The following is a 26,466-nucleotide window of genomic DNA, read 5'->3' as shown; positions in this document are numbered from 1 at the left end:
ACCAGGTACAGGAGAAGAACCAGGTACAGGAGAAAAACCAGGTACAGGAAAAGAACCAGGTACGGGAGAAAACCCAGGTACGGGAGAAAATCCAAGTACAGAAGGAAACTCAAATACTCAAGAACCGAAATCAGGAGAAAGTTCAGATATAAGCCAACCATCTAAACGCGATCATATTTCAGAGTTAGAACAAAATCAAACTTCAAAAATAGTAAATGATCGTTCCGATAACTCTAGAAAAATTAATGATAATAGATCTGAATTACCTGAAACAGGAAAAGATGAAATTAATAAAGGTACTTTATTTGGTTCATTATTTGCAGGTTTGGGTGCGTTATTACTAGTTTTCAAACGTCGTAGAAAAAATGAAGAAGATAAATAATTAATAAATTATAAAAATAGTATTAAATAAAGAAACCTGAGACATGTGCAGTCTCAGGTTTTTTTACTATCTAATTATTGTTTAAATAAAACTGATTATAAATTGAGTTTGATTTATTATGAATAGTTTATTAATTGTGCGTAATGTGTATATACTAATTATAGATATAAAAAATTAAAATGGGGTTTCTGTATGTATATCATCGTTCAATATAGCAGAGGTAACACACTATTTTACTTGCGTAATAGAAATCAAGAACCAATCAATTCAAAAGTAGCAGCAATTTCTAAAACCAAATATAATGAAGGATTGTTACAACACATCTATAGTATACTTTCTCAAACGAATCATAGTGTTAAAGAAATAGACTTTGTAGTAATAGAAATGAATGACATAGAATCAATAAAAATAAATGCAGTTTGTGAAGTAAGTAGGTATTTAGAAGCGCAGCTAAATAAAAATATCATTGTAACTAATAGTATAGAAACTTTTAATTACAATGAATATTTGAAAAAATATAAAACGACATGAGTAAGAATATAAATGCAATAAAGTGACACTTTATATAAACATATTTGATAAATTGATTGAATTTCACCTGCATTGAACAAGTACATATAGTGTTTGATGAACGTAAGCCATTTCGCTCACAATGTCAGTTAGATTGTCATATATTACGATAAAATAAATTCATAATAATTTTCACCAAGGATATTTTTGGCTGTGTAAACTGAAGGACTCAAATTTTGTTCAACGAAATTTGGTACTTCGTCTTGCGCAATATCATACATAATTTCAATTTCTTTAGAAAATAAACGATGTTGTTTTTTTAAATATAATTCTAAATCTGGCAATGGTTTTGAAACGGTTTTTCCATTATTGTTAAGTTTTTTAAGTGTATCTATATAAACATTTAAATCTCTAGCACCTACAATTTTGGTACCTTGGTTATCATGATTTACTATGACAACTGTAGGGAAACCTCTGACACCTAATTCTCGTACTAAGTTAAAATCGTTTGAAAGTAGTTGCTGGCCTTGCGTACTATTTGCTAAATCAAAAATAGTTTCAATATTTATTGTTTTATTGTTTTTATATAAAGTTTGTACAATTGATTTAAGTATTTTGTTATCAGAAATATTTTGGTTAAAGACGAAAACAGCTTCCCTCACTAATCTAATAAATTCAATAGCAGAAGTCGGGGAATCTAATTGCTGAATCGCTTTATACAATCGAGATGCTGGGTATGAAGATTGCACAGGATCTAATTCCATAACTGTACCATCGATAGGCATGCGTGAATATTGACCTACTTCTTGCCAATGTGGTGTCACATCAGCTGGTTTATAAATGCCATTAGCAGGATCAATAGGACCATCCCCCCAAGCTTCTAAAAGACCACCCATAATCATTTGAAAATTAAACAAATGACCGTACTGAACTAACAGTTTATTTAAAATTGGTTCGAAAGCCCAACAATGTGAACACATAGGATCAGTTATATAATATAAAGTTAAATTAGGACTTTGGTTGTTCAAGTTTATGTTTTCTACTTCATTTTCTTCACTCGGTTTGCAAACACCTGAATACATATCACATACCATATTTTTTTCCATAATTGTACCTCCGTAGTTTAATTAAATTGATATACTCTTATGATAAGTAGTAATATGAATAATAAGTACCAACAAATTGTAGAAAATGTTGAATATTCAACATCCAGAATTAAATGTTGGGAGAAAATGAGGGAGTCGAATGGTACAATCAAAATCAGACTTGCGCGTTATTAAAACGAGAAAATCTATCATGCAAGCTTTTATCAAATTGTCTGGTGTTAAAGATTTTAAAAGTATAACTGTAAAAGATATTACACAAGAGGCACTTATTAATAGAGCTACGTTTTATTATCATTTCAGTGATATCTATGATTTGTTAGAAAAAGCGCTTGCTGAGGAACTATTAATTAATTTAAATTATGAATATTTTGAATATAAACCATTGAGTGAAAATACAATTATCGACATCTTTAAAGTAGTGGCAGAGTTTCAATTGTCTTTAAATAGAAGATGTCATAGGAGTTATCCTGAGACAATAGACCATATTGTTCAAGAACATATTGCAAATGTATTGTATAAATTGTTGAATGATATTGACTTTGAAGAAGATAGTACACGACAATTGACTGCAAATATGATAAGTGCAAGTATCTATAAAGCAGCTGAAACATGGTACCAAAAGGATAGTGAGATGTTACCTGAAAATTATATTAAACGCATTACGCCTTATATGATTTCTGGTTTGCTAGCGCACGACTAAGATAAAAATGAAAAGGGGTCGTTAAAATGAGTATTATTATCATTATATTGCAAATAATTTTGGGGATATTTTTTATCATGACAGGATCAAAAATTCTATCTGGTGCAATGAAACAAGATTTTGCGCGTCTTGGTTACCCACCTATTTTTAATCAAATTACAGGAATTTTTGAATTTGTAGGTGGTCTGGGGATGTTAATAGGTGTGTTGTATAATGTAATTGCTTTATTATCAAGTATATTACTAGGTGCAACGATGTTTGTTGGTGCAATTTCATTGATTTTCTTAGGCAAGGATCCAATTAAAAAAGCGATTCCAGCTATTGTACTCTTTTTATTGAACTTTATAGTATTCATTTATTATATTTAAAATATTTTCTGACTTTAATTATCCCCGTACAAACGATAGATTGAATTGTTTGTACGGGGATGATTATGTGTAGATTATGCTAAACCTTGAATGCTTAAAACAATTTCTGCTACAAGGGCAGAACCTACGTATGTACTGAGCAATATTACGGTTCCTACGACAATTGTTTTCCAACCTAACTTAGCAAAATCGGCCCACGAATTTCCTATAGAAACACCTGCATATGCAACCACTGGTGTAGCTAATGACAATAGATCTACTTTTTCAGTCCATTCAACAATGTGTGATGATCCAGGGATGCCTGGTATTGTAATGATGAGTCCGATTATACCAATATAAGCAATACTAGGTATATTTAAAGGAACAATATCACGTAAGATTAAACCGCTTAATGCAATGCCCATTAATGTAAGAATGCCCGGTAAAGCTTCTATTGGCATAACACTGTAACCAATCCAATTACTAAAAAGTGAAATAATGCCTACCACACATAATGTGAGTATCCAGTTTGTAACTTTTGAATTCATACTCATTGCTCCTTATCTTTTGTGAATTTTGATTTAATATGCATAATAAAGCTGTAATATTTTCGAGTTAATGGCAAAGCAATTAATATACCCACATAAAGCCCTGTGACAGATGTAAGTAAATTACTCACACCAGAGAATGCTGTAATTGTACTAGCTTGGTCAGGATACATTTCAACTAAGGGACCTAATGCAGCAGCAGTCATCACACCACTTCCTACACCTGTCGCCATTGCAAATGCTAATGGGCTAAAAGGTAAAATAGAGATTAGTATGCCGGAGAAAATGCTAAAAAATATTGCCCCAAATATCGTTCCAAATATATACATGGACATGACTCCTCGCCATTCAGGAGAGGTAATACCATATTTTTCAGTAATAAGTGCTAAATTTGGTTCTCTACCTATTGAATGTGTCATGCCTATAGATTCTCTACGTAAACCTAAAAGTATAGCTAGCGGTAATGAAATAATAATAGTAGCTAAATTTCCGGCTTCTTGAAGTATTAAAGCGGGTCCAGCTGCAATAATTTTAGGAAGGGCAGGTCCAGCCTCTACCCCGAATTTTGCTATGAGTAATGCTACAGAAATAAAGACCATTGGTTCAGAGTGCTTAGCTTGTCTTTTACCTATAATAGGTGTGAAATATACTCCCAAACCAAGTAATACTGCGTAAACTACTGGTAACAATAGGATTGAAGTTATACCTAATGGAATTTTATGTGCGCCAATCACTTCAGAAATGATCATAATGATTAGGACAATGCCATGTAATCTCCAATCTTTCCAAAGTATATTTTGTTGTTGCATAACAATCCCCCTAATAAAAATCTGAAAATTCAAAATAATAATAATGCCTATTCTATACTTACTATTTCAAAATTAAAAGGGGTTGAAGATAATATTATTGATTGCTAATGAAAAAGTATTTGTAAATATCATGAAAAGTGTATAATGTAATTAATTTATTGAAAGGTGTGTAAAGTATGAAAGAAGCGTATAAGCAACTTGTTTTAGGTATGTTGTGTTTGTTTATTGTTATGGCAATTGGACGTTTTGCATATACGCCCATCATGCCTTTTATGCAGCTTAATACCAGTATGGACAATCCGAGTGCTGGTATGTTGGCTACATATAATTATTTAGGGTATCTTATTGGCGCAATAATTCCAATTTGGATTATTGTATTTAATAAGGTAGTCGATCTTAAAATATATTTAATGATTAATATTATTTCAACACTATTCATGGGTATTTTTGATAGTTATATCTTATGGGCTATTTTTAGATTTGTTTCTGGTGTGTCTAGTGGTACTGTTTTTGTATTAGCATCAAATGTTGCGTTAGAAGCATTAAAAATGGTTCGAAAAGAACGTATATCAGGTCTACTTTATAGTGGTGTAGGTTTAGGTATTTTTTCAAGTAGTATCTTTATTTTTTTATTTACTTCAGTGAATACCTGGAAAACGACTTGGGTTTTGCTCGGTATTTTTTCATTAATCATGGCTATTTTTATTATATTTGGTATGCGTGAAAATGATCGTACTGATCACGAAAGCCATAAAACAAACGAAAGTCAATCTAATGTATCAAGTAAGTTGAAGAAAAAATTTATTTGGGGATTTTCCATTGCATATTTTTGCGAAGGTGCTGGATATATTATTACGGGCACATTTTTGGTTGCCATTGTTAAATCGATACCCTCGTTATCAGACTATGCAGCATTAAGTTGGATGTTTGTTGGGTTAGGCGCGATACCATCGACCATTCTTTGGTCTATATTGGCTGATATGTTAGGCCATGGTAAGGCGACCTATCTAGCTTTTATTTTACAAATAATAAGTGTTACTTTGCCAATACTATCAGAAAGTATGTTGAGTTTGATTCTAAGTTCATTATTATTTGGTTCAACGTTTTTAGGGCTTACTACATTATTTATGTCCAAAGCACAAGCTTTAATGTATCAAAATAATAGTAAGCTGAACTTAGTTGCGATATTGACAGTCATATACAGTTTGGGGCAAATGATTGCACCTGCATTGTCAGGATTATTAATTGGAAGCGCAGGGAACTTCAATGCAGCCTTGATTTTTGCTGCTGCTATTTTATGTGTAGGGTTATTTAGTAGTATGTATAGTTACCGGACTAGGTATTAAATGAATATTTTCTTATAACTTTGATAATTTTGTTAAAAAGTGAAGAAAAATCATGAGATAGATCGCCTTCTACGTGTATAACTTGAACTGCTTTCGAAAATATTTAAGGTGACAATAGATTTATTTCGAATGCGTAACTATTCGATTATTTAGGTAATAAGTTTTTAGATAAGCTGTTTTCGAGTTGCTTTTGGAAGTTTATAATCTTTTTGTATAAGTCCAATTTTTGTGGTAATATCGTCATGGATAAAAATTCGAGATAATAATAGATAAGAAGGTTAAAATATATATGAAAGAAAATTTTTGGCGTGAATTACCGCGTCCATTTTTTGTTTTGGCGCCTATGGAAGATGTAACAGATGTAGTCTTTCGTCATGTAGTCAGCGAAGCGGGAAGACCTGATGTCTTTTTCACTGAGTTTACAAATACGGAAAGTTTTTGCCATCCTGAAGGCGTACATAGCGTACGTGGCCGTTTAACTTTTACAGAAGATGAACAACCCATCGTTGCACATATTTGGGGTGATAAACCTGAACATTTTCGTGAAATGAGTATTGGCATGGCAGAGATGGGGTTTAAAGGCATTGATTTGAATATGGGTTGTCCAGTTGCGAATGTTGCAACAAAAGGTAAGGGTTCAGGACTAATATTACGTCCTGAAACTGCAGCTGAAATTATTCAAGCATCTAAAGCAGGAGGGTTACCTGTAAGTGTTAAAACACGTTTGGGTTATTCTGAAATTGATGAATGGAGAAAGTGGTTGAAACATGTTTTTCAACAAGATATTGCGAATTTATCAATTCACCTGCGTACACGTAGAGAGATGAGTAAAGTAGACGCCCATTGGGAATTAATCGGTGAAATTAAAAAACTACGTGATGAAATTGCACCAAATACATTATTGACGATAAATGGTGATATTCCAGATAGAAAAACTGGGCTTGAACTGGCAGAAAAGTATGGTATCGATGGTATCATGATTGGACGTGGGATTTTCCATAATCCTTATGCTTTTGAAAAAGAACCAAGAGAACATACGAGTGCAGAACTTTTAGACTTGTTGAGACTTCATCTTGATTTGTTCGACAAATATTCACAAGAAGAAACACGCTTATTTAAACCGTTGCGCAGATTCTTTAAAATATATGTGCGTGGCATCAGAGGTGCAAGTGAGTTAAGACATCAACTGATGAGTACAAATACGACTGATGAAGCACGTGAACTACTAGATGAATTTGAAGCAAATATGGAAACAACAATACAATAGTAAAAATTTGACTATATAAATAGGCTTGGAAATCTTAATATTTTAGATTTTCAAGCCTATTTTTGCTTAATGGTAAGAGCAATAACGAATGCTATGACCATAAAACTAGTAATCATTAAAACTACGCCAGGCCATTGAATATAGTTATAAAACACACCGGCTAAAGTACCACCTACAGAAGAACCCATATAATAAAATAATAAGTATAGGCTAGAGGCCTGTGCTTTATGGTCTTCTGCACGACTGGTAACGACTGCACTTGCAATTGCATGCCCACTAAAAAAAGCATAAACACTAAAGGCTAAGCCAATAATTTTGAATGTTAGCGGTGGCAATAAAGTGATGTTAATACCGAAAATTAACAATAAAACACTGAATTTCAAGGCATTTAAAGTACCTAATTTCATACGTAATTTTGCGTTTAGTATTGAGGAAATCATACCTATTAAAAATAATAAGTAAATAAAACTAATGATACTATCATGTAAATTATATGGTTTTTCTGATAACACGAAACCAATATAGTTAAATGCTGCGATGTTACACCCAAGTAGCAGAAAGCCAATCATAAATGGTTTGAGCAATCTGATATTTGTTAGATGCTTATAATAACTCATTAATAATGTTTTTACAGAAAAACGCTGTTTTTCAAAATGTTTAGATGACGGTAATAAAAATGTAAATAAAATGGCTGCAATAAGACTGATTATACCTATAGAAATTAGGCCAGTTTGATATCCATATATACTTGAAATAAAACCGGTGAATATTCTTCCAAAGGCACCGCCAAAAGCATTTCCACTAATATAAATGCCCATCGCCTCAGGTAAATTTTGTGATGAAATTTCTTCACCAATATAAGCCATTGCGATTGATGGTAAACCAGCTAGACATATGCCTTGGATTAATCGCACAATTAAAAAAGTATTGAAATCTGTTAAAAATGGTTGTATTAAGGCGAGTAAGGATACAGAAAGAACAGAAAAAATCATTATAGGTTTACGGCCTAACACTTCGGATAGTGCCCCGAAAAATAGCATAGCAATCGCTAAGGTAATGGTTGCTGCTGATAAAGCTAAACTTGAAACAGTTTCACTAATATTAAATGACTTTGTGAAATGTGGAATCAAAGGTTGAACACTATATAAGATAGAAAAGATAGTAAAACCGGAAATGAAAAGTGCAATAATGATTTTTAAATAGTCTTTCGAACCTTTTGTCACATAATGTTTTTTTAAATTATTCAATGTCATGCCCCGCTTATTAGTTGATATTTTTATGGTAGCATGTAATTAATAATATAAAAAATATATTATTTATACTTGAATTTTTTGTTAAAAACATAAAGTACATTTTTATGACATATCACTTAATAGAACACTTACAGCTTTGTAACAATTTGAACAGAGATTTGAATAAATCATATAAAAAGAAAAATTTTAATATGACTGTAGGACTAATTATTTATGAAATTTCGTTTCTAAGATAATTATTTCTACAGTCATTTTTGTAACAAAAATAGGTTTTCCTAAGATAGCACATTAATAAAATTTTAAATTAACATAAATTTCAAAAAAATGATTGATTTTAACTAAATATGTTATAAGATTATGTAGTATGGTTTAAAATAATTTTAAAGTTGAACAAAATTCAAATTAACTGTAAATGTAAAATGAGGAAGTGGTAAAATGAAAAAACTATTGTTTTTGGCTGTTTTAATCATATGTATCTTAGCTGGTTGTAATACGGAAGGTAAGGAAACAAAATCTGACAGAAAAGAAGATAATAAGTCAAAAGCTACGAATACTATGAAGAATTTTAAAATTGGACAAGTAGTGGACGCTGATGGTGTAGATGTGAAATTAGCAAAAGTAGAATATGTAAATAATTATGATGAATATAGTGAACCTGAAAATGGCAGAGTTATAAAAGTATATTTGAAATTTAAAAATAATAATGAAGATCAAGTATTAGTTGATTCGACTGATTTTAGCATGAAAGTGAACGGTGAAAATTATCAAGAATGGTACGGGGAGAGTGAAGGAGACTCAGGGTTTTCACATCAATTGAACAAAGGAAATACTGGATCAGGTATGATTACTTATGACGTTCCTGAAAATGATACATATACTTTAGAAATGGATGCTACGCCAAATTTTGAAAATATTAAAGCAAAATGGAACATAAAGAAAGAAGATATTAAAGAAGCGAGTAATCAACAAACTAGTAATTCTGTATCAGCAAGTAATGATAATGAAAGTACAAGTGAAACAGCGGATGCTGAAAAAACTGATACCGAAAAAGAAGATGATGAAAGCGATGAAATAACATATCCAGCAGAAATGTATAACACATTAGTTGATGAATATAATGAACTCACGGATGGTGAAAAAATGGACCATGTTGATCATGAGGTATTAGAGATAGAATATGATCAATTAGAAGCACGTGTTGATGAATTATACAATAAAAAGATGGAAGAAGAAGATCAAGCATTTGAAGAAGAAATGAAAAAGCAAGATGAAGCATACGAAAAGGAAATGGATGAGATAGATAAAGAATATGAAGAAGAAATGGATGAAATAGATAAAGAGTATGAAGAAGATATGAAACAAAGCGAAGAAGATGAAACTGCTGAAGATGAAGCAGCGTAGTAAAAAGAAAAGGAGTAATTTATATGAATGAGTATATTGGAAAAAAACAAACAAATAGAGTAGCAGAAATGATTTTAGGAATATTAGGAAGTATATTTGGTATTATAGGTGGCTTATTCGCTATAATGGTCGACGGTATTGGCAAAGAATTTGGAGCAACAGATAGTGGCAGTATAACTGGATTAGGCGTAGCGGTTATAATAACTTGTATAATAACACTGGTTCTTAGTTGTATTATAAACAAAAAAAGAGTCTTAATAGGAATATTATTAATCATAGGTGGTATTTTAAATATAATTTTTATAAGCTTTTTTGGTATTTTATCAGGTATATTAATATTAGTAGCCGGTATATTAGCATTAATAAGAAAGTAATACAGTAGACAAAAAATAGTATTAAACCATCCGAGACATAGATAATGATGTCTCGGTTTTTTTGTATCAAGCTAATGTTAATTAGATAATTATTAGCCTTGTATATAAATGTACTTAAAAATGTATTTATTCGATTGTTAACTTTGTAATAGAATAAGGAAAGCTTTTTAGAAAATGAAATACCATAACACGCTATTTTTTTGAAATTTTGAAGGTGCAATCGTAATACATATTAGGAATTTTCAAAAAATTTACGTTACATCACAAATAAATTACTAACAAATTAAAAAACAGTTTCTGCTATTCTTTTTATACAGTTTCTCTGATACTATTATGTATGTAAAAATTTTGGGAGGACTTATTAATTATGAAAAAAATGGTTACAGCAACAATTGCTACATTATCTTTAGGTGCAATTGGTATCGCACAAGGTGAAGCACACGCTTCAGAAAATAATCAATCTAATACACAGTACACAAGCAATCAGTCTTATAGTGATATTTTTAATTATGGATATATTGATCAAGATGATAATGGGAACTATCATCACACATTAGATGGAAATTGGGATCAATCTATGTTTGATCAACAACAATATTATTTCTATTTAATAGACGATGAGGGGAATTATCATTACTATTATTTCCCAATGAATAATCAAAGTGCTAATAACACTTCAAACAACGCTTCAAACGTAGATAATGTAAATGTCTCAGATGATAATAACTACACTGATGACCAAAGTCATGAAGAAGTACAATCAGAAGGTTATGACATCAACCAAACATCAGAAAACGATGATGTTGATAATAGTGCAACAACGAACCATGGCACTGAATCTGGACAAACAGCACAAAGTAATTCTAATAATGTAAATCATACACAAAATAACGCATCAACAAATAACAATTATGAAACAAGTTACACACAAAATAATGGTACGAATAATGTGCAACAAAACACTACATCAAGTAATGATTCAACACCACAACAACAAGCTGCACCACAACAAAAAGCTACACAATCAGAAGTAGCATCAAACAGTAGTAATAATAGTACACATTCATCAAATTGGTTAACTAAAAATCGTCAATTACAACCTTATGGTAGTTACCATGGCGGTGGTGCACACTATGGCGTTGACTACGCAATGGATGAAAACACACCAGTTTATTCATTAGCAGATGGTACAGTAATTCAAAGTGGTTGGAGTAACTATGGTGGTGGTAACCAAGTTACAATCCAAGAGAAAAACAGTGATAACTATCAATGGTATATGCATATGAATTCTTTAAATGTTAAATCTGGCCAAGAAGTTAAAGAAGGACAACAAATTGGTTTATCAGGAAGTACAGGAAATTCTACTGCACCTCATTTACATTTCCAACGTATGTCAGGTGGCGTGGGGAACGGATATTCTGTTGATCCAACTTCATATGTAAATTCAAAATCATAATATATGACACCTATTGGTCGCCTTTGAACTCCTATTAAGGATACAGAAGGCGACTTTTTTGTTTGATTTTCGACTATAAAATGTTTTTTCTGATAATAGCTTAGATAATTTGAATTATGGTTCATGACATATCATAATTACACTAAAATCACATTGAAGGGGAAGATAATATGTTTACAGTTTATGCTCATAGAGGATTATCAAGTAAAGCACCTGAAAATACAATGGCAGCATTTGAAGCAGCTGCGCATGTGCCTGGATTAAAATGGATTGAGCTTGATGTTGCAATAACAAAAGATGAACAACTCGTCATTATTCATGATGATTTTTTAGATAGAACAACAGATATGATTGGCGAAATTACACAATTGAATTATGATGAAATCAAACAAGCATCTGCTGGCAATTGGTTTAATGCTAAATATGCAGAGGAAAGACTGCCGACTTTTGATGAGGTGGTTGCATTAGCTAATAAATATAAAATGAATTTAAATATTGAATTAAAAGGTGTAACAGGTAAAGATGGTAGTGTGTTATCAGAAAGTATGATTAAACAAGTTGCTGAAAAATTAAACACATTAAATTCAAATTTAGATATTTTATTATCTAGTTTTAATATTGTTTTATTGAAATTAGCACAGCAGCTAATGCCACAATATAAGCGAGCAGTTCTTTTTAAAGCAGCAGCATTTACAGGTGATTGGAGAATACTTTTAGACTATTGTGAATCAACGATTGTCAATATTGAAGATGCAAAACTGTCTCAAGCACGCGTGCGTTCAATTAAAAATGCTGGTTACGAATTAAATGTATGGACGGTGAATAGTAAAGCGAGGGCAAATCAATTGTCCAATTGGGGCGTAGACGGCGTGTTTACAGATAAAGCTGATGAGTTAGTCCATTTAAATAGTGGGTTTATTGCTGATTAAATTAATATAATTATCATATATAAAACGGTGCTGCAAAACTTTTTGAAGTTGATTAGCTCCGTTTTTAATTTAGATGTAACAGAAGTTTCGTTTAAGCAAGCGCTATGTCGTACATTATTTTTATAATCAACAATTGTTAAAAAATAATATAAATATAAAACCTCCTTTGCTTTAATTATACGATGCGAGTGTCAGATATTATAGTCTATATTTTCCAATAGATATTGCATATAATAATTGAACAGCTTACTGATTATGAGGGGGACTTAAGCGATGAACAGTGAAACAGCTCAATTTGGACAAAACTTATATTTACATGGTACAAAAGTTAAATTAGAGATAGGTGATTTACTGCATCCATTATATAAATCGAATTATCAAGATCGAATTATGAACCATATATATTTCACAGGTACATTAGAAGCCGCAAAATGGGGAGCTGAACTTGCAGTTGCTTTATCTAAGGATAGGGCAGAAGAGCATATTTATGTTGTTGAACCATTGGGAGAATTTGAAGACGATCCGAACGTCACAGATAAAAAATTACCTGGCAATCCAACGCTTTCTTATCGCTCTACGGAACCACTAAAAATTGTCGCGGAATTAAGCGTATGGGAAAGACATTCGGATGACGATATTAACCAAATGCTCAAGGGTTTAAAGCAGTTGAGGGACAAAGGATTAGATATTATTGAAGATTAATATATCGATATGAATGTCACATTCAAATATGTGCATATATTGAATTAATACAAAAATAAAGGCACAGAAGATTAGGCAAGATGATAAAAAGGTAACGAAATAATAATCTTATTTTACACATAAATAGTTTAAGCATAGTATAGTAATGATATAACTAAATATTGTAAAAGGATTAAAATTATGTTTTATAAATTGATTAAAGTATTACCAACGGCTATTTGTGGATTAGCATTAGGTATCGCTTCGCTTAGTAATTAACTGTTTAATATGTCTTGGTATGGTTTAGCAGTGTTATTTTTTATATTGAGTTGCATCATTTTAGTGTTATTTATTAAAAAGTGTATATTGTATCCTCATACAGTATATAATGAATTGAGTGATCGTCATATCTGCGCTACCTTCCCAACGTTTCCAATGGCTTTAATGACAATCATTTACATCATAAAGCATCACTTGAATGTCAATCTTGGTTTACTATTATGGTTATGGTGGTTAACGATTATCATCCAATTTATCATTATTGCAGGTTTTATTTACTATCATCTAATATTACATAACAAAGGTACTGTTTTGCCGAATACGAGTTGGTTTGTAACATTTGTAGGGATAGGTGTAATAGCTGAAACTGCAAAAGAATTTAATCCAGTCCTAGGTGAATTCACGGTATATATAGCAACCTTTTGTTTTATAATACTAATAGCGATTATTTTAATCAAAAAAACTTGGCGCTTATATAATGAAAATCAATTTCCAATGTCAATCATTATAGCGGCTCCTGCAGCACTTTGTCTTAATGGGTTTTTAATTAGTGCAAAATCGAATGACATCATTATAATGGTAAGTGGTTTTATAATATCCCAACTACTTTTTATGGTCTCATTAATGTTTATTCCTAAGTTAGTGGCTATAAATTTTAAATTTTCATTTGCCGCTTTAACATTTCCGTGGGTAACAACAGCGACTGCTTATTTTAATTTTATGATTCATGTGCGTTTTCCGAGCGTATTACAAAATTTATTACAATTCATGTTGATATGTGAAATTATATTTGCGTTATTAGCTGTTGTGTATGTCATTTTGGGTTATATTGTTTTTTTGAGAAAAAGAATCAACAATAATGTGTTTTAAGGTAAAGGAGTGGTTGTAATGATTTATCATTTTAATGAAGTTGTTAATAGAAAGCAGACGCGATCAGTTAAATGGGATACGATGGAGGATGTGTATCATATTGATGATGCTTCAGATGTACTGCCAATGTGGATTGCGGATATGGATTTTAAAGCGCCACAACCAGTGATTGAAGCGTTACAGAAATGTGTCGATCACGGTGTGTTTGGCTATTCTTATTTAGATGAAGACTGCAAAAAAGCGATTCAATCTTGGTTTCATAAACGTCATGATTGGCATATTGAGAAAGATTGGATTCTTGCGCATTCAGGTGTAGTTCCTGCGATAGCATCAATTATTGAAACATTTACGACTCCAAAAGATAGTGTTTTAATCACGCCTCCGGTTTATCCACCTTTTTCCAATTTGCCTTCAGGTATGAATCGACAATTAATAACGTGTGCTTTGATAGAAGATGAGAGAAATTACTCAATCGACTTTGAAGACTTTGAAGAAAAGTTAAAGCAAGGCGTAAAAATGTTTATCTTATGTAACCCACATAATCCAGGCGGCATTGTTTGGTCTAAAGACACTTTGGAAAAAGTGATTGAATTATGTGTGAAATATGATGTGTTAATACTATCAGATGAAATTCATGCTGATTTGGTATTTACTGATTATCAACATATCCCGCTTGATAAATTAGCATCTGAAAAAGAAGCACAAAAAATCATTACGTGCACTGCACCTACAAAAACATTTAATCTAGCAGGTATTCATGCTGCTTTGATTATTTCACCCAATAAAGATATTAGACAAGCATTAGAGTCAAATTTTGCGGCACATGGTTTAGGCGTTAACCGTATTAGTCCATTTGGTGCAGCTGCACTAGAATCTGCCTATACTCACGGGGAAGATTGGCTTGATGAACTCATAGATATTGTGTCTTCAAATATGGATTATGCTATTTCAGAAATTACTAAAGCCATTCCACAAATAAAAATTAAAAAGCCTCAAGCAACCTATTTGTTATGGATTGACTATAGAGAAACGGGTTTAACTGAAGAAGAAATGATGAGAAAGTTACTAGAACAAGGCAAAGTTGCGCTTGAACCTGGTACAAAGTATGGTGAAGAAGGCAGAGGCTTTTTAAGAATGAATGTAGCTTGTGTGCCTCAAACTGCCAAAGATGGTGTTCAACGTTTTATTAAAGCTTTGAGTTAAAGGTTCCCCAAAAATTTTAAAAGGACAGTGACTTATGGAAATAAAAAATAATGACTATGAAAATTTGCTATTTTACTTCGCATATAAAACATTTATTACGACAGCGGATGAAATCATTAAAGATTATGGTTTGAATCGTCAACACCATAGATTTTTATTTTTTATTGAAAAAGTCCCTGGCATCTCGATTAAAGATTTATTGAAAAAGTTAGAAATTTCTAAGCAAGGTAGCCATGCAACTTTAAAAAAACTAAGAGATGAAGCATTCATTGTAGAAAAACAGGCACCAGAAGATAAACGTATTAAAACGTTATATCCAACAGAAAAAGGCCGCAACTTAGTGCGTAAATTAAATAAAGCACAAAATGATATGTTTAAAGAAATTCAAGAAAAAGTTGGCAATGATTGGTATGCGATTATGGAAGAATTTGCTTCATATAGAGAAGGATTCCAATCAGTAAAATATTTGAAAGATGAGAAGAATAATTTTTAAAGTATGTGTATGTCAATAGAATAGCAAAATTGTACCTACTTAATACAATCGTTTATATCAGAGGCTTGTTTTCTAGATGTTAGAAAAAGCCTCTTTGTTTGGTTATGTAAATAAGTCAATAAACTTGACCTAATTTATTTAACAAGTTATATTTAATGTGTAATGAAAACGAAACACATTAAAGGAGAAATGATGTATGCAAAAAAGAGTAGGACAATATTTAATGGATGCAATTCGCTCAGTTGGTGTTGATAAAGTATTTGGTGTACCTGGTGACTTTAATCTTACATTCTTAGACGATATTATCAATCGAGAAGATATGGAATGGATTGGTAACACAAATGAACTTAACGCAAGTTACGCAGCAGATGGTTATGCAAGAATTAAAGGCATTAGTGCAATGGTAACAACATTTGGTGTGGGAGAGCTAAGTGCGGTTAACGGTATTGCAGGTGCATATGCAGAACGTGTACCAGTCATAGCAATCACAGGCGCACCAACACGTGAAGTTGAACGTGCTGGTAAATATGTACATCATTCATTAGGTGAAGGCACATTTGATGATTATCGTAAAATGTACAAACATATCACAACAGCACAAGGATATATCACTCCAGAAAATGCACAAACTGAAATTCCTCGATTAATCAATGCAGCAATTAATGAAAAACGTCCCGTTCATATACATTTACCTATAGATGTAGCTGCTGTAGATATTGAAGTAGAAACACCATACCAATATACTGCACCAGCCAAACAAGATGTTGACAGTTATATAGAAATAATAGAAAACAAATTAAAAAATGCAAAGCAACCTTTAATTATAGCTGGACATGAAATCAATAGTTTTGCGTTGCATGATAAACTAGAACAATTTGTTAACCAAACACATATACCAGTTGCTCAATTGTCCTTAGGTAAAGGGGCTTTCAATGAAGAGAATCAATATTATATGGGTATTTATGATGGAAAGATTGCAGATGAACAAATTAAAGCTTATGTAGATCAAAGTGATGTCATTTTAAATATCGGAGCAAAACTTACAGATTCTGCTACTGCTGGATTTTCTTATGGATTTAATTTAGAAAATGTAATCATGATGAATCATCATTATTTTAAAGTTGACGAATTACGTGATGAAGAAGTAAAACTCGTAGATTTACTAGATAGTTTGTTGAATATTGATTATACAGCTGACGTGAATTATCCACGTTATCAAGTAACTAACGAAACGGTTGAATTAAGTGATGAACCATTAAAACAGTCAACATATTTCAAATTAATGCAGCAATTTATTCAGCCTCAAGACGTTATACTTGCTGAACAAGGCACGTCATTCTTTGGTGCTTATGATTTACTTTTCTCTAAAGATAATACATTTATAGGACAACCATTATGGGGATCAATCGGTTATACTTTACCTGCGACTCTAGGAACACAAATTGCGGACAAACAACGTAGAAACGTGCTGCTGATTGGTGATGGTTCGCTTCAACTAACTGTTCAAGCATTATCAACAATCATACGTGAGGCATTAAAACCAGTTATTTTTGTCATCAATAACGATGGATATACAGTGGAACGTAAAATTCACGGTGAAACTGCACTGTACAACGATATTAAAATGTGGAACTACAAGCAGTTACCGTTCGTGTTTGGTATGAAGGAAACAGACGTTCAAATACATGATGTTACAACAAGTAATACGTTGGCAACGGCATTAGACGAAATTAATCAAAACCCTAACATAATGCATTTTGTAGAAGTTCACATGGATGTACATGATGCACCAGAAAAATTAGATGCTATAGGTAAGGCTTTTGCCCAACAAAATGGGTGATGATTGGAATTTTTTAAAAAACAGCGATATTCGTTTACAATGAAATTGAGAAGTTAGGTTAACTATTGACTTAAATAAAGTTATTATCAATAACGTCAAAGCAAAGGAGAGATTGTCATGACAGTAAATATAAAAGATTATGTTGATGAGAATTACGGATTGTTAATTGATGGTGAATTTGTAAAAAGTAATAGTGGAGAAACATTAGAAGTTGTTAACCCAGCCACAGGGGAGATACTCTCAAATATTTCCAAAGCTGACGAAACGGATATCGACAAAGCTGTATCATCAGCTCAAAGCGCCTTCGAATCATGGAGTTTAACTTCTAAAACGGAGCGTGCGGATTTATTAAGAAAAATTAGTGAAAAATTGATGGCAAATAAAGATAAGCTTGCAACAGTGGAAACGTTGAATAATGGTAAACCGATTCGTGAAACCTCAACAATTGATATACCGTACGCTGCAAGACATTTTAACTATTTTGCAAGTGTTATTGAAACACATGAAGGTTCAGTGAATGATATTGATAAAGATACTATGAGTATCGTACGGCATGAACCTATTGGCGTTGTAGGTGCTGTAGTAGCTTGGAATTTCCCAATGCTCTTAGCAGCATGGAAAATTGCACCAGCCATTGCGGCAGGGAATACAATTGTTATTCAACCATCATCTTCAACGCCGTTAAGCTTATTAGAAGCAGGTAAGATTTTTCAAGAAGTATTGCCACAAGGTGTGGTTAATATCGTAACTGGTAAAGGTTCAGAATCAGGTAATGCTATTTTTAATCATGAAGGTGTAGATAAATTATCATTTACAGGTTCAACAGATGTCGGCTATCAAGTTGCTGATGCAGGTGCAAAACGTATTGTCCCTGCTACTTTAGAACTTGGTGGTAAAAGTGCAAATATTATTCTAGATGATGCAAATTTAGACTTAGCTGTTGAAGGTATCCAACTCGGTATATTATTTAATCAAGGTGAAGTATGTAGTGCAGGCTCACGTTTATTAGTCCAAGAAGGTATATACGACGCGTTAATTTCTAGATTAAAAGAGGCATTTTCAAATATTAAGGTTGGAGATCCATTAGATGCGCACACGCAAATGGGTAGCCAAACGAGCGATGAGCAGATGAATAAAATATTGTCTTATATCGATTATGCTGAACAATCTAATGCTGAGGTACTAACTGGAGGTAAACGTATTGTCGCAAATGGATTAGATAAAGGTTACTTTATAGAACCAACACTTATTGCGGTTAGCGATAATAATAATAAGTTGGCCCAAGAAGAAATCTTTGGTCCTGTTTTAACAGTAATCAAAGTAAAAGATGATCAAGAAGCGATTAAAATTGCTAATGATTCTGACTATGGCTTAGCGGGTGGCGTATTCTCACAAGATATTACACGCGCACTGAATATTGCTAAAGCAGTCAGAACAGGAAGAATTTGGATAAATACGTATAACCAAGTGCCAGAAGGTGCACCATTTGGTGGTTATAAAAAATCAGGTATTGGTCGTGAAACGTATAAAGAAGCATTGAGTAATTATCAACAAGTTAAAAATATATTTATCGATACAAGTAATGAATTAAAAGGCTTATATTAAGTGTTTTTCTATAAATTTTGTGAAAATGATGATAAAAGCAGCCGCAAAAATTAGAAATCTAATTTTCGCGGCTGCTTTTTAAAACGGTACATATGCTTTAAGAATCATGGTTCTTATATCGTGGAAGTCTTAAGTCTCATTTTCATGATCTACTTCCTTATAATTTACTGCATCATAATTTGTTTCAAGTTTACGCAATTCATCTCGAGTTTCTTTCTTTAATCCTTCACCGTAATCCATCATTTTTACAATATCTTTAAAAGCAGCATAAGGAATTGCCAATTCATCTATATCTTCCAAGGTTATATGCAAATCAATGTCTTCTGGTCTTTGTTCTTTTAATTTGGTAACAAAGTCTGGTTCAGTTACAAATGGTGATGACATGCCCACCATATCTGCATTTTGTAAGGCGTCTAAAGCGCTATCCGGAGAATTAATCCCACCACTAGCAATGAGCGGAATGCGTCCGTTAAGATATTGATAAACGACTGCATTGACATATTCTCCGTTATATTTTCCTTCAGAACGTACTTTGTTTTGATAGATTTGACGTCCCCAACTTGCAATCGCTAAATATTGAATATTGGCAGTTTCTAGCACCCAGTCTAAGTGACGGTTAAACTCATCAACAGTGTAACCTACATCACTACCTCGTGTTTCTTCGGGCGTGGCACGGTAACCTAAAATAAATTGTGGGGGTGCTTCTTGATCAATAACATTCTGAACAGCTTTTAATATTTCTAATTCAAAGCGTGATCTATTCTCTAAATTTTGACTTCCGTATGCATCAGTCCTTAAATTTGAAAAAGTTGAGAAAAATGTTTGAATTAATAGGCGTTGTGCAGCTGAAATTTCAACACCGTCAAATCCAGCTTTAATTGCGCGTGAGGTTGCATCTGCGTATTGTTGTATTACGGATTTGATTTTGTCTGTAGTCATAGATAAAACTTCATGCTTAATTGGTGAATTTAAGGTCATTGCACTTGGTCCGTACACCTGACCAAAGTTTAAAATTGCTTGATTTGAAAAACGGCCAGCATGCGTAAGTTGTAGTATTGCTTTGTTTCCGTCTTGTTTCATGGCTTTGGCTAAAGTAGTTAAGCCAGGAATACAACTATCATCAGTAATGCTAAAACCATATTCAAATAATTGTCCATAAGGTTCAATATAAGCGGCGCCAGTAACTTGAAGTGGTGCTGAATGTGCACGACGTCGTGCATAGTTAATATCTGCCTCTGTGATATGTCCGTCCTGTGTAGAAGAATTAGTTGTCATTGGAGATAAAACAAAACGGTTGTTTAAGACAATACCATTTGGCAAAGTGAGTGGCTTTAATAAAGTATTGTAATTCATATTCATAATTATAACCTCTATCTTCGTTGTTATTATTAATTTTAAAGTAACACTTAAATATAAAAGGGTCAAAACTAGGAAAAGTAAAAAAATTTTTAAGCAAAATCTAACAAAAATTCTCTATATCCGTTATCCTATAAGGTGTAGACAATTTAAAGTGGACGTATGTTGAATGATGCAAAGTGTATTGTGGTACTGCGTTGCATTTATCTTAACTGAAAGTTATAAGATACTCAAATATACTCGCTTTAAGTGCAATCGTTAACAAAGCATATTGTATGATGTATGATTGGTGGAGGTGGTAGTTCACGTGGTTCAATTTAATGTGTTAGATTACGCTGTGATTGATGAAGGCAAATCTGCCGAAGAAGCTTTACAAGATACTGTTCATTTAGCACAATTAGCTGACAAACTCGGCTATAAACGATTTTGGCTAACAGAACATCATAATGTACCAGCATTTGCATGTAGTAGTCCTGAATTATTAATGATGCAAATACTGAATAAAACACAGAACATTGCTCTGGGGTCTGGTGGGGTGATGTTACCTCATTACAGCCCGTATAAAGTTGCCGAAAACTTTCGTATGTTAGCAGCACTTCATCCTGAACGTGTCGATTTAGGTATAGGCAATAATGCAGGTACTGCTCAAGTGAAAGCAGCGATGAATGAAACAAAATCACATTTTTTAGACTACGGGCAGTCTATTGAAGATGTGAGACATTATTTAACAGAGCAACAGACGCAGCAACGGCATCATCGCGTTGTAGCACAACCAAGTACGACATTTATTCCAAGTATGTGGTTGCTCAGTACCAGTGTAGCATCAGCTAAAAAGGCAGGTGCTCAAGGTATGGGGTACACATTAGGTACTTTTCTATTACCTAATGCGAAAGCAATAGATAAAGCAAAAGATAGTGTGAAAATGTATAGAGACGCATTTCAACCATCGTCATTAAATATGGTGCCATCTGTGATGATTACTGTCTTTATTGCATTGGCTGATTCAGCAGAAGAAGCGGAAACTTTAGCCCAAAGTTTAGATATATGGTTATTAGGCAAAGAACAATTTGCTGAGTTTGAGCGTATGCCCTCTCCTGAAACAGCACAATCTTATCATTGTACAGAGAAAGATGAGCGACAAATCGCTCAAAGTCGTGCACGTATCATTGTAGGCACAAAAGAAAGTGCGAAGCCACAAATCGATCGTATGATTCAAGATTTTAATGCAGATGAAGTCATGGTGGTACCTTTGATACCGAGTATTGAAGCACGTTGTCGAGCTGTTGAATTGCTTGCAGAAATATATTTATAAAATATTAATGAAGGGAAGTATTTATGATGAAAAAATTAGCGAATTATTTATGGGTAGAAAAAGTAGGAGCACAATATGTTTATAGTATGACACCAGAGTTACAAGACGATATAGGTACCGTTGGTTACGTGGAATTTATAGGGGACGATGAAGTAAAAGTAGATGATGAAATCGTAAGTATTGAAGCTTCTAAAACAGTCTTAGATGTTCAATCTCCATTAGCTGGTACAATTGTAGAACGAAATACAAAAGCAGAAGATGAACCAACAATTTTGAATTCAGAAAAACCTGAAGAGAACTGGTTAGTTAAATTAGAAAATGTTGATGAAGCAGCATTTAACGCTCTACCAGAGGCATAATTTATGCAACAACAAGAACGCTTAGCTTATTTAATTGAATATTTATGGCGTGAAGCACACGGTGAAGCAACTTTAAATTTGCCAGAAGATGAAGCAACGCGTTGGGAAATGTATAGAGGGCTAACAAATGTAAGAGCACCCCAACCCATTGCTGACACTTATTTAGACGTGCAAGATGCATATTTACAAGCGATGAATCGTCAACATGTTACGCATATTGATACATTGTCGCCAATGATTGGTGACGATGTATTTTTATGGCAAGGAGATATCACTCAACTCAAAGTAGATGGGATTGTGAATGCAGCAAACAGTCAATTACTAGGTTGTTTTGAAGCCAATCATAATTGTATTGATAACATCATTCATACTAAAGCCGGGGTACAGCTACGTTTGGCATGTCATGAAATCATGGAAGCACAAGGGAAAAAAGAAGGTATAGGAAAAGCTAAAATAACATCAGGATATAATTTGCCAGCCCAATATGTAATTCATACAGTAGGGCCGCAAGTTCGCAAATTGCCAGTATCTGAGATGAATAAAGATTTGTTGGCGCGCGCATATCGAAGTTGTTTAGAAATTGCAAAACAACATTCACTAAAAAGTATAGCGTTTTGCTGTATTTCTACAGGTGTGTTTGGCTTCCCACAAGCAGAAGCTGCAAAAATAGCCATTAACACCGTATTAAATTATAAAAAAGAGTATCATTTGGATGATATAAAGATAGTTTTTAATGTGTTCACTGATACCGATGCACAATTATATAAGGAGGAGCTAAAACGTTATGACTGAACCAACATGGCGTGTCATGTATGCAAATCAAAGTTGCCAATCTGACGTATTAGCACAAGCTATAGATGAAGCGGATGCAATAGTTGTTGGCATAGGGGCAGGTATGTCTGCATCAGATGGGTTTACGTATATAGGAAAAAGATTTACTCAAAATTTTCCGGATTTCATAGAAAAATACGGATTTTTTGATATGTTACAAGCAAGTCTGCATACATTTGAAAGTTGGCAAGAATACTGGGCATTTCAAAGTAGATTTGTTGCATTGAATTATTTAGATCAACCAGTAGGTGCATCTTATGTTGCGCTAAAAGAAATACTAAAAAACAAAGCGCATCATATTATTACTACTAATGCAGATAATGCGTTTGCAGTAGCAGGATATGATTTGAACAAAGTGTTTCATATTCAAGGTGAATATATCCTATGGCAGTGTAGTCAACATTGTCATCCCCAAACCTACCGAGACGATGAGGCAATCCGTCAAATGATTCAAGCGCAATCAAATATGGAAGTACCGCGTGAACTCGTGCCACACTGCCCTAAGTGTGATGCACCTATGGAAATTAATAAGCGAAAAGCACAAGTCGGTATGGTAGAAGATGCAGATTTTGAGGCACAATTATCTCGTTACAATCAGTTTCTTGAAAATCATAAGACAGGCAAAGTCTTATATTTAGAAATTGGTATTGGCTATACTACACCGCAATTTGTGAAGCATCCTTTTCAACGTATGACAAGGCAAAATCCTGATGCATTATTTATGACATTAAATAAAAAAGCATATAGAATTCCTCAAAACATACGCGAAAGAACGATACATTTAACGGATGATATTTCGTCATTAATTTTAGAAGCAAATAATAAATTAACAAAGTAGGAGAAAACTATGTATTTAATTGAACCGATTCGTAACGGTGAATATATAACAGATGGTGCAGTTAATACTGCAATGCAAGTCTATGTTAGTCAAAATATTTTTTTAGATGATGATATTTTATTACCTTATTATTGTGATCCAAAAGTGGAAATAGGTCGTTTTCAAAACACAGCAGTAGAGATTAACCAAGATTATGTAGATGAACATGGTATACAAGTGATGCGTCGTGAAACAGGAGGTGGCGCAGTTTATGTGGATCGTGGTGCTGTGAATATGTGCTGTCTTTTACAGAATGATCATTCGATATATGGTGATTTTCAAAAGTTTTATGAGCCAGCAATTAAGGCGTTACATAATTTAGGTGCTACCGAAGTCATTCAAAGTGGACGTAATGATTTAGAGATTAATGGAAAGAAAATTTCTGGCGCTGCTATGACTTTAATCAATGGACGTATCTATGGAGGTTACTCACTTTTATTAGATGTTGATTACGAAGCAATGATTAAAGTTTTAAAGCCGAATCGTAAAAAAATTGAATCTAAAGGAATTAAATCTGTTAGATCGAGAGTTGGAGCTATTCGCGAACATTTAGCAAATGAATATCAAAATATTACAATACATGAGTTTAAAGACTTAATGATTAAACAATTATTGGGCTTAGACGATATCAATGACGTTAAACGTTATGAATTAAGTGAAGCGGACTGGCGTGCGATAGATGAAATGGTGACAAATAAATATAAGAATTGGGAATGGAACTATGGACGTTCCCCGCGCTATGAATATAATAGAGATGCGAAATTAGCGGCAGGTACCATTGATATTACACTAGCTGTTGAACATGGTCGTATCAAGGCATGTCGTATTTATGGTGATTTTTTTGGTCAAGGCGATATTAGAGAAGTTGAAAAGCAACTTATCGGTGTTCGAGTTGTTAAAGCAGATTTGTTTGATGCTTTAAGTAAAATGGATATTCCTTACTATTTCGGTAAAACGTCAGCAGAAGAACTTGTTGATTTAATTTTAAGTTAATACTAAAAGGACACATTAGCTGAAAGCAATGTAGCAGTACATGACTTATATACGAGCAGTTATTTCTTGGGAAATAGCACAAAAAAGGATTAAAGAGTTGTTAGCTAAACATATAAAATTGTCGTGAAATATTCAAATGTAATGATAGAAAAGATGATGTAATGAACAAATAAACTGTGACGTATTATGTTTTATAAGGTTGGACAGGTAAATGCCACAGCTATTAATATCGTTATAGATGATTTAATTTTATGATTCAAAAATTGTAGATATTTCATTATAGACAATAAATTTTTATGATAAAAAAGGGGAAATTTATGAATATAGGTATAGTTGGAGCCGGAAAAATTGTAAAAGAAGCATTGCCAGTGATGTCAGAGATACCAGAAATTCATATACAAAGCATAGTGACTACTGGACGTAATCCTGAGAATGTAGCTCAATTGCAAAAGCAATTTGATATTAAGCAAGTCTTTGAAGATTTTCAAGCGTTTATAGAAGATGAAAAGATAGACACTGTTTATTTGGCTGTTCCCAATCATCTTCATTTTGATTACGCACGTAAAGCTATAGCAAAAAATAAGCATGTGATTTGTGAAAAACCTTTTACATTAACCACAGAGGAGCTTATCATACTTAAAGATTTAGCAGAGCAACAAAAGGTGATTATTATTGAAGCGATTACCAATTTGTATTTAAGTAATTATGATGTACTTAAGCAAAGTATACCAGAAATTGGAAATTGCAAAATTGCTCAGTTCAACTATTCACAGTATTCCTCAAGATTTGATGATTTTAAAAATGACATTATTCAACCCGCATTTGATCCGAGTAAGGGTGGCGGTGCATTAATGGATATTAATGTTTACAATGTTCATTTAGCAGTAGGCTTATTTGGTAAACCTAATAAAGTGACATACTTTGCAAATATTGAAAAAAATATCGATACTTCTGGTATCTTACAATTAGAATATGAAGAGATGAAAGTAGTTTGTATTGGGGCTAAAGATTCTAGTTCTGATAATCAATCTTATATTCAAGGAGATAAAGCAACAATCAATCTTAAAGGTCCTACAAATGAGTTGAATGCATTCGAATTAAAATATCACACTGGTGGTACACAGTATTATCAGGTGAACGCACACAAGCATCGAATGTACGAAGAATTTGTGAAAATTGAAAAAGAAATTCGGGAACAAAACATTATATTTGCAACAAGACAATTAGATCATAGTATTCATGTACTAGATGTGTTAGAGCAAGCATTAGCGAGTGCCAATTTAAGTATTGGGCCTTCAATTAAGTAAAAGTTGAGCACAGCTGAATTGATAATATTAAA

27 protein-coding genes are annotated in these 26,466 nt (G+C 32.9%); 22 read left to right on the top strand and 5 right to left on the bottom strand.

Annotated features, from left to right (window positions below; genetic code table 11):
* Together HMPREF2586_RS03855 and HMPREF2586_RS03850 are read left to right on the top strand one after the other, a co-directional pair.
* A partial coding sequence (locus HMPREF2586_RS03855; protein ID WP_141756811.1) for an LPXTG cell wall anchor domain-containing protein occupies window positions 1-382 on the top strand: 382 nt, incomplete at its 5' end.
* Between the two features lie 192 nt (window positions 383-574).
* Entirely contained in the window at window positions 575-913 is a 339-nt protein-coding gene (locus HMPREF2586_RS03850) for a hypothetical protein (protein ID WP_070658093.1), read from the top strand.
* 143 nt (window positions 914-1,056) lie between these two features.
* Here the strand turns inward: HMPREF2586_RS03850 and HMPREF2586_RS03845 are convergent, their stop codons facing one another.
* Entirely contained in the window at window positions 1,057-1,998 is a 942-nt protein-coding gene (locus HMPREF2586_RS03845) for a DsbA family protein (RefSeq protein ID WP_070658091.1), read from the bottom strand.
* A gap of 139 nt (window positions 1,999-2,137) precedes the next feature.
* Between HMPREF2586_RS03845 and HMPREF2586_RS03840 the strand changes: the two genes are divergently transcribed.
* Window positions 2,138-2,698: a TetR family transcriptional regulator gene (locus tag HMPREF2586_RS03840; protein ID WP_070658089.1), complete on the top strand. Its 561-nt coding sequence runs from the start codon at window positions 2,138-2,140 to the stop codon at window positions 2,696-2,698.
* Window positions 2,699-2,724: 26 nt separating this feature from the next.
* On the top strand, window positions 2,725-3,066 hold the full coding sequence (locus HMPREF2586_RS03835) for a DoxX family protein (RefSeq protein WP_070658088.1): 342 nt from the start codon (window positions 2,725-2,727) through the stop codon (window positions 3,064-3,066).
* Between the two features lie 74 nt (window positions 3,067-3,140).
* Here the strand turns inward: HMPREF2586_RS03835 and HMPREF2586_RS03830 are convergent, their stop codons facing one another.
* Window positions 3,141-3,593, bottom strand: coding sequence for a hypothetical protein (locus HMPREF2586_RS03830; protein WP_046206580.1), 453 nt, complete (start codon window positions 3,591-3,593; stop codon window positions 3,141-3,143).
* Window positions 3,594-3,595: 2 nt separating this feature from the next.
* The gene (locus tag HMPREF2586_RS03825) at window positions 3,596-4,402 is read right to left on the bottom strand and encodes a DUF3100 domain-containing protein (RefSeq protein ID WP_064209135.1); all 807 of its coding nucleotides are present in this window, start codon (window positions 4,400-4,402) and stop codon (window positions 3,596-3,598) included.
* Window positions 4,403-4,578: 176 nt separating this feature from the next.
* On the opposite strand from HMPREF2586_RS03825, the gene HMPREF2586_RS03820 reads away from it, so the two are divergent.
* Window positions 4,579-5,748, top strand: coding sequence for a YbfB/YjiJ family MFS transporter (locus HMPREF2586_RS03820; protein ID WP_070658086.1), 1,170 nt, complete (start codon window positions 4,579-4,581; stop codon window positions 5,746-5,748).
* A 289-nt stretch (window positions 5,749-6,037) separates the two neighbouring features.
* Window positions 6,038-7,015, top strand: a complete 978-nt coding sequence (locus HMPREF2586_RS03815) for a tRNA dihydrouridine synthase (protein WP_046206583.1) — start codon at window positions 6,038-6,040, stop codon at window positions 7,013-7,015.
* Between the two features lie 56 nt (window positions 7,016-7,071).
* On the opposite strand, the gene HMPREF2586_RS03810 is transcribed toward HMPREF2586_RS03815, so the two are convergent.
* Window positions 7,072-8,268 carry an MFS transporter gene (locus HMPREF2586_RS03810; protein ID WP_371090925.1) on the bottom strand — a complete coding sequence of 399 codons (1,197 nt, stop codon included), beginning with the start codon at window positions 8,266-8,268 and terminating at the stop codon, window positions 7,072-7,074.
* A gap of 435 nt (window positions 8,269-8,703) precedes the next feature.
* On the opposite strand from HMPREF2586_RS03810, the gene HMPREF2586_RS03805 reads away from it, so the two are divergent.
* The 10 genes from HMPREF2586_RS03805 to HMPREF2586_RS03760 all read left to right on the top strand — a co-directional run bounded on the left by HMPREF2586_RS03805 (window position 8,704) and on the right by HMPREF2586_RS03760 (window position 19,399).
* Window positions 8,704-9,669, top strand: coding sequence for a DUF4352 domain-containing protein (locus tag HMPREF2586_RS03805; protein ID WP_052722077.1), 966 nt, complete (start codon window positions 8,704-8,706; stop codon window positions 9,667-9,669).
* Between the two features lie 23 nt (window positions 9,670-9,692).
* Window positions 9,693-10,043: a DUF4064 domain-containing protein gene (locus tag HMPREF2586_RS03800; protein ID WP_046206585.1), complete on the top strand. Its 351-nt coding sequence runs from the start codon at window positions 9,693-9,695 to the stop codon at window positions 10,041-10,043.
* Window positions 10,044-10,410: 367 nt separating this feature from the next.
* On the top strand, window positions 10,411-11,499 hold the full coding sequence (locus tag HMPREF2586_RS03795; RefSeq protein ID WP_046206586.1) for a M23 family metallopeptidase: 1,089 nt from the start codon (window positions 10,411-10,413) through the stop codon (window positions 11,497-11,499).
* Between the two features lie 170 nt (window positions 11,500-11,669).
* Entirely contained in the window at window positions 11,670-12,428 is a 759-nt protein-coding gene (locus HMPREF2586_RS03790) for a glycerophosphoryl diester phosphodiesterase (protein ID WP_070658082.1), read from the top strand.
* Window positions 12,429-12,701: 273 nt separating this feature from the next.
* Window positions 12,702-13,130 (top strand): NAD(+)--rifampin ADP-ribosyltransferase, encoded by a 429-nt coding sequence (arr, locus tag HMPREF2586_RS03785; RefSeq protein ID WP_070658079.1) that lies wholly within the window; start codon window positions 12,702-12,704, stop codon window positions 13,128-13,130.
* Between the two features lie 267 nt (window positions 13,131-13,397).
* Entirely contained in the window at window positions 13,398-14,258 is an 861-nt protein-coding gene (locus HMPREF2586_RS03780; protein ID WP_256324331.1) for an SLAC1 family transporter, read from the top strand.
* Window positions 14,259-14,276: 18 nt separating this feature from the next.
* The gene (locus HMPREF2586_RS03775) at window positions 14,277-15,461 is read left to right on the top strand and encodes a MalY/PatB family protein (RefSeq protein ID WP_070658075.1); all 1,185 of its coding nucleotides are present in this window, start codon (window positions 14,277-14,279) and stop codon (window positions 15,459-15,461) included.
* A 34-nt stretch (window positions 15,462-15,495) separates the two neighbouring features.
* Window positions 15,496-15,954, top strand: coding sequence for a MarR family winged helix-turn-helix transcriptional regulator (locus HMPREF2586_RS03770; RefSeq protein ID WP_064209143.1), 459 nt, complete (start codon window positions 15,496-15,498; stop codon window positions 15,952-15,954).
* A gap of 196 nt (window positions 15,955-16,150) precedes the next feature.
* Window positions 16,151-17,794, top strand: a complete 1,644-nt coding sequence (locus HMPREF2586_RS03765; protein ID WP_064209144.1) for an alpha-keto acid decarboxylase family protein — start codon at window positions 16,151-16,153, stop codon at window positions 17,792-17,794.
* 117 nt (window positions 17,795-17,911) lie between these two features.
* Window positions 17,912-19,399: an aldehyde dehydrogenase family protein gene (locus HMPREF2586_RS03760; RefSeq protein WP_046206593.1), complete on the top strand. Its 1,488-nt coding sequence runs from the start codon at window positions 17,912-17,914 to the stop codon at window positions 19,397-19,399.
* 129 nt (window positions 19,400-19,528) lie between these two features.
* Here HMPREF2586_RS03760 and HMPREF2586_RS03755 read toward each other — a convergent pair whose 3' ends face one another.
* The gene (locus HMPREF2586_RS03755) at window positions 19,529-20,758 is read right to left on the bottom strand and encodes an NADH-dependent flavin oxidoreductase (protein ID WP_046206594.1); all 1,230 of its coding nucleotides are present in this window, start codon (window positions 20,756-20,758) and stop codon (window positions 19,529-19,531) included.
* A 304-nt stretch (window positions 20,759-21,062) separates the two neighbouring features.
* On the opposite strand from HMPREF2586_RS03755, the gene HMPREF2586_RS03750 reads away from it, so the two are divergent.
* The 6 genes from HMPREF2586_RS03750 to HMPREF2586_RS03725 all read left to right on the top strand — a co-directional run bounded on the left by HMPREF2586_RS03750 (window position 21,063) and on the right by HMPREF2586_RS03725 (window position 26,434).
* Window positions 21,063-22,067 (top strand): LLM class flavin-dependent oxidoreductase, encoded by a 1,005-nt coding sequence (locus HMPREF2586_RS03750; protein ID WP_064209145.1) that lies wholly within the window; start codon window positions 21,063-21,065, stop codon window positions 22,065-22,067.
* Between the two features lie 26 nt (window positions 22,068-22,093).
* Window positions 22,094-22,426, top strand: coding sequence for a glycine cleavage system H family protein (locus tag HMPREF2586_RS03745; RefSeq protein ID WP_046206596.1), 333 nt, complete (start codon window positions 22,094-22,096; stop codon window positions 22,424-22,426).
* Between the two features lie 3 nt (window positions 22,427-22,429).
* Window positions 22,430-23,218, top strand: coding sequence for a protein-ADP-ribose hydrolase (locus HMPREF2586_RS03740; protein ID WP_064209146.1), 789 nt, complete (start codon window positions 22,430-22,432; stop codon window positions 23,216-23,218).
* Complete coding sequence (locus HMPREF2586_RS03735; RefSeq protein WP_070658070.1) at window positions 23,211-24,095, top strand: SIR2 family NAD-dependent protein deacylase; 885 nt, start codon at window positions 23,211-23,213, stop codon at window positions 24,093-24,095. The genes HMPREF2586_RS03740 and HMPREF2586_RS03735 overlap by 8 nt, the downstream gene beginning before the upstream one ends.
* A 9-nt stretch (window positions 24,096-24,104) precedes the next feature.
* The gene (locus HMPREF2586_RS03730; protein ID WP_070658069.1) at window positions 24,105-25,127 is read left to right on the top strand and encodes a lipoate--protein ligase; all 1,023 of its coding nucleotides are present in this window, start codon (window positions 24,105-24,107) and stop codon (window positions 25,125-25,127) included.
* Between the two features lie 317 nt (window positions 25,128-25,444).
* Window positions 25,445-26,434, top strand: coding sequence for a Gfo/Idh/MocA family protein (locus HMPREF2586_RS03725; protein ID WP_070658066.1), 990 nt, complete (start codon window positions 25,445-25,447; stop codon window positions 26,432-26,434).
* The last annotated feature ends 32 nt before the right edge of the window (window positions 26,435-26,466 follow it).

The organism is Staphylococcus sp. HMSC034G07 (genome assembly GCF_001835975.1).
Taxonomy (GTDB): Bacteria; Bacillota; Bacilli; order Staphylococcales; family Staphylococcaceae; genus Staphylococcus; species Staphylococcus ureilyticus.
This window is presented reverse-complemented; position numbering and strand designations above follow the sequence as displayed.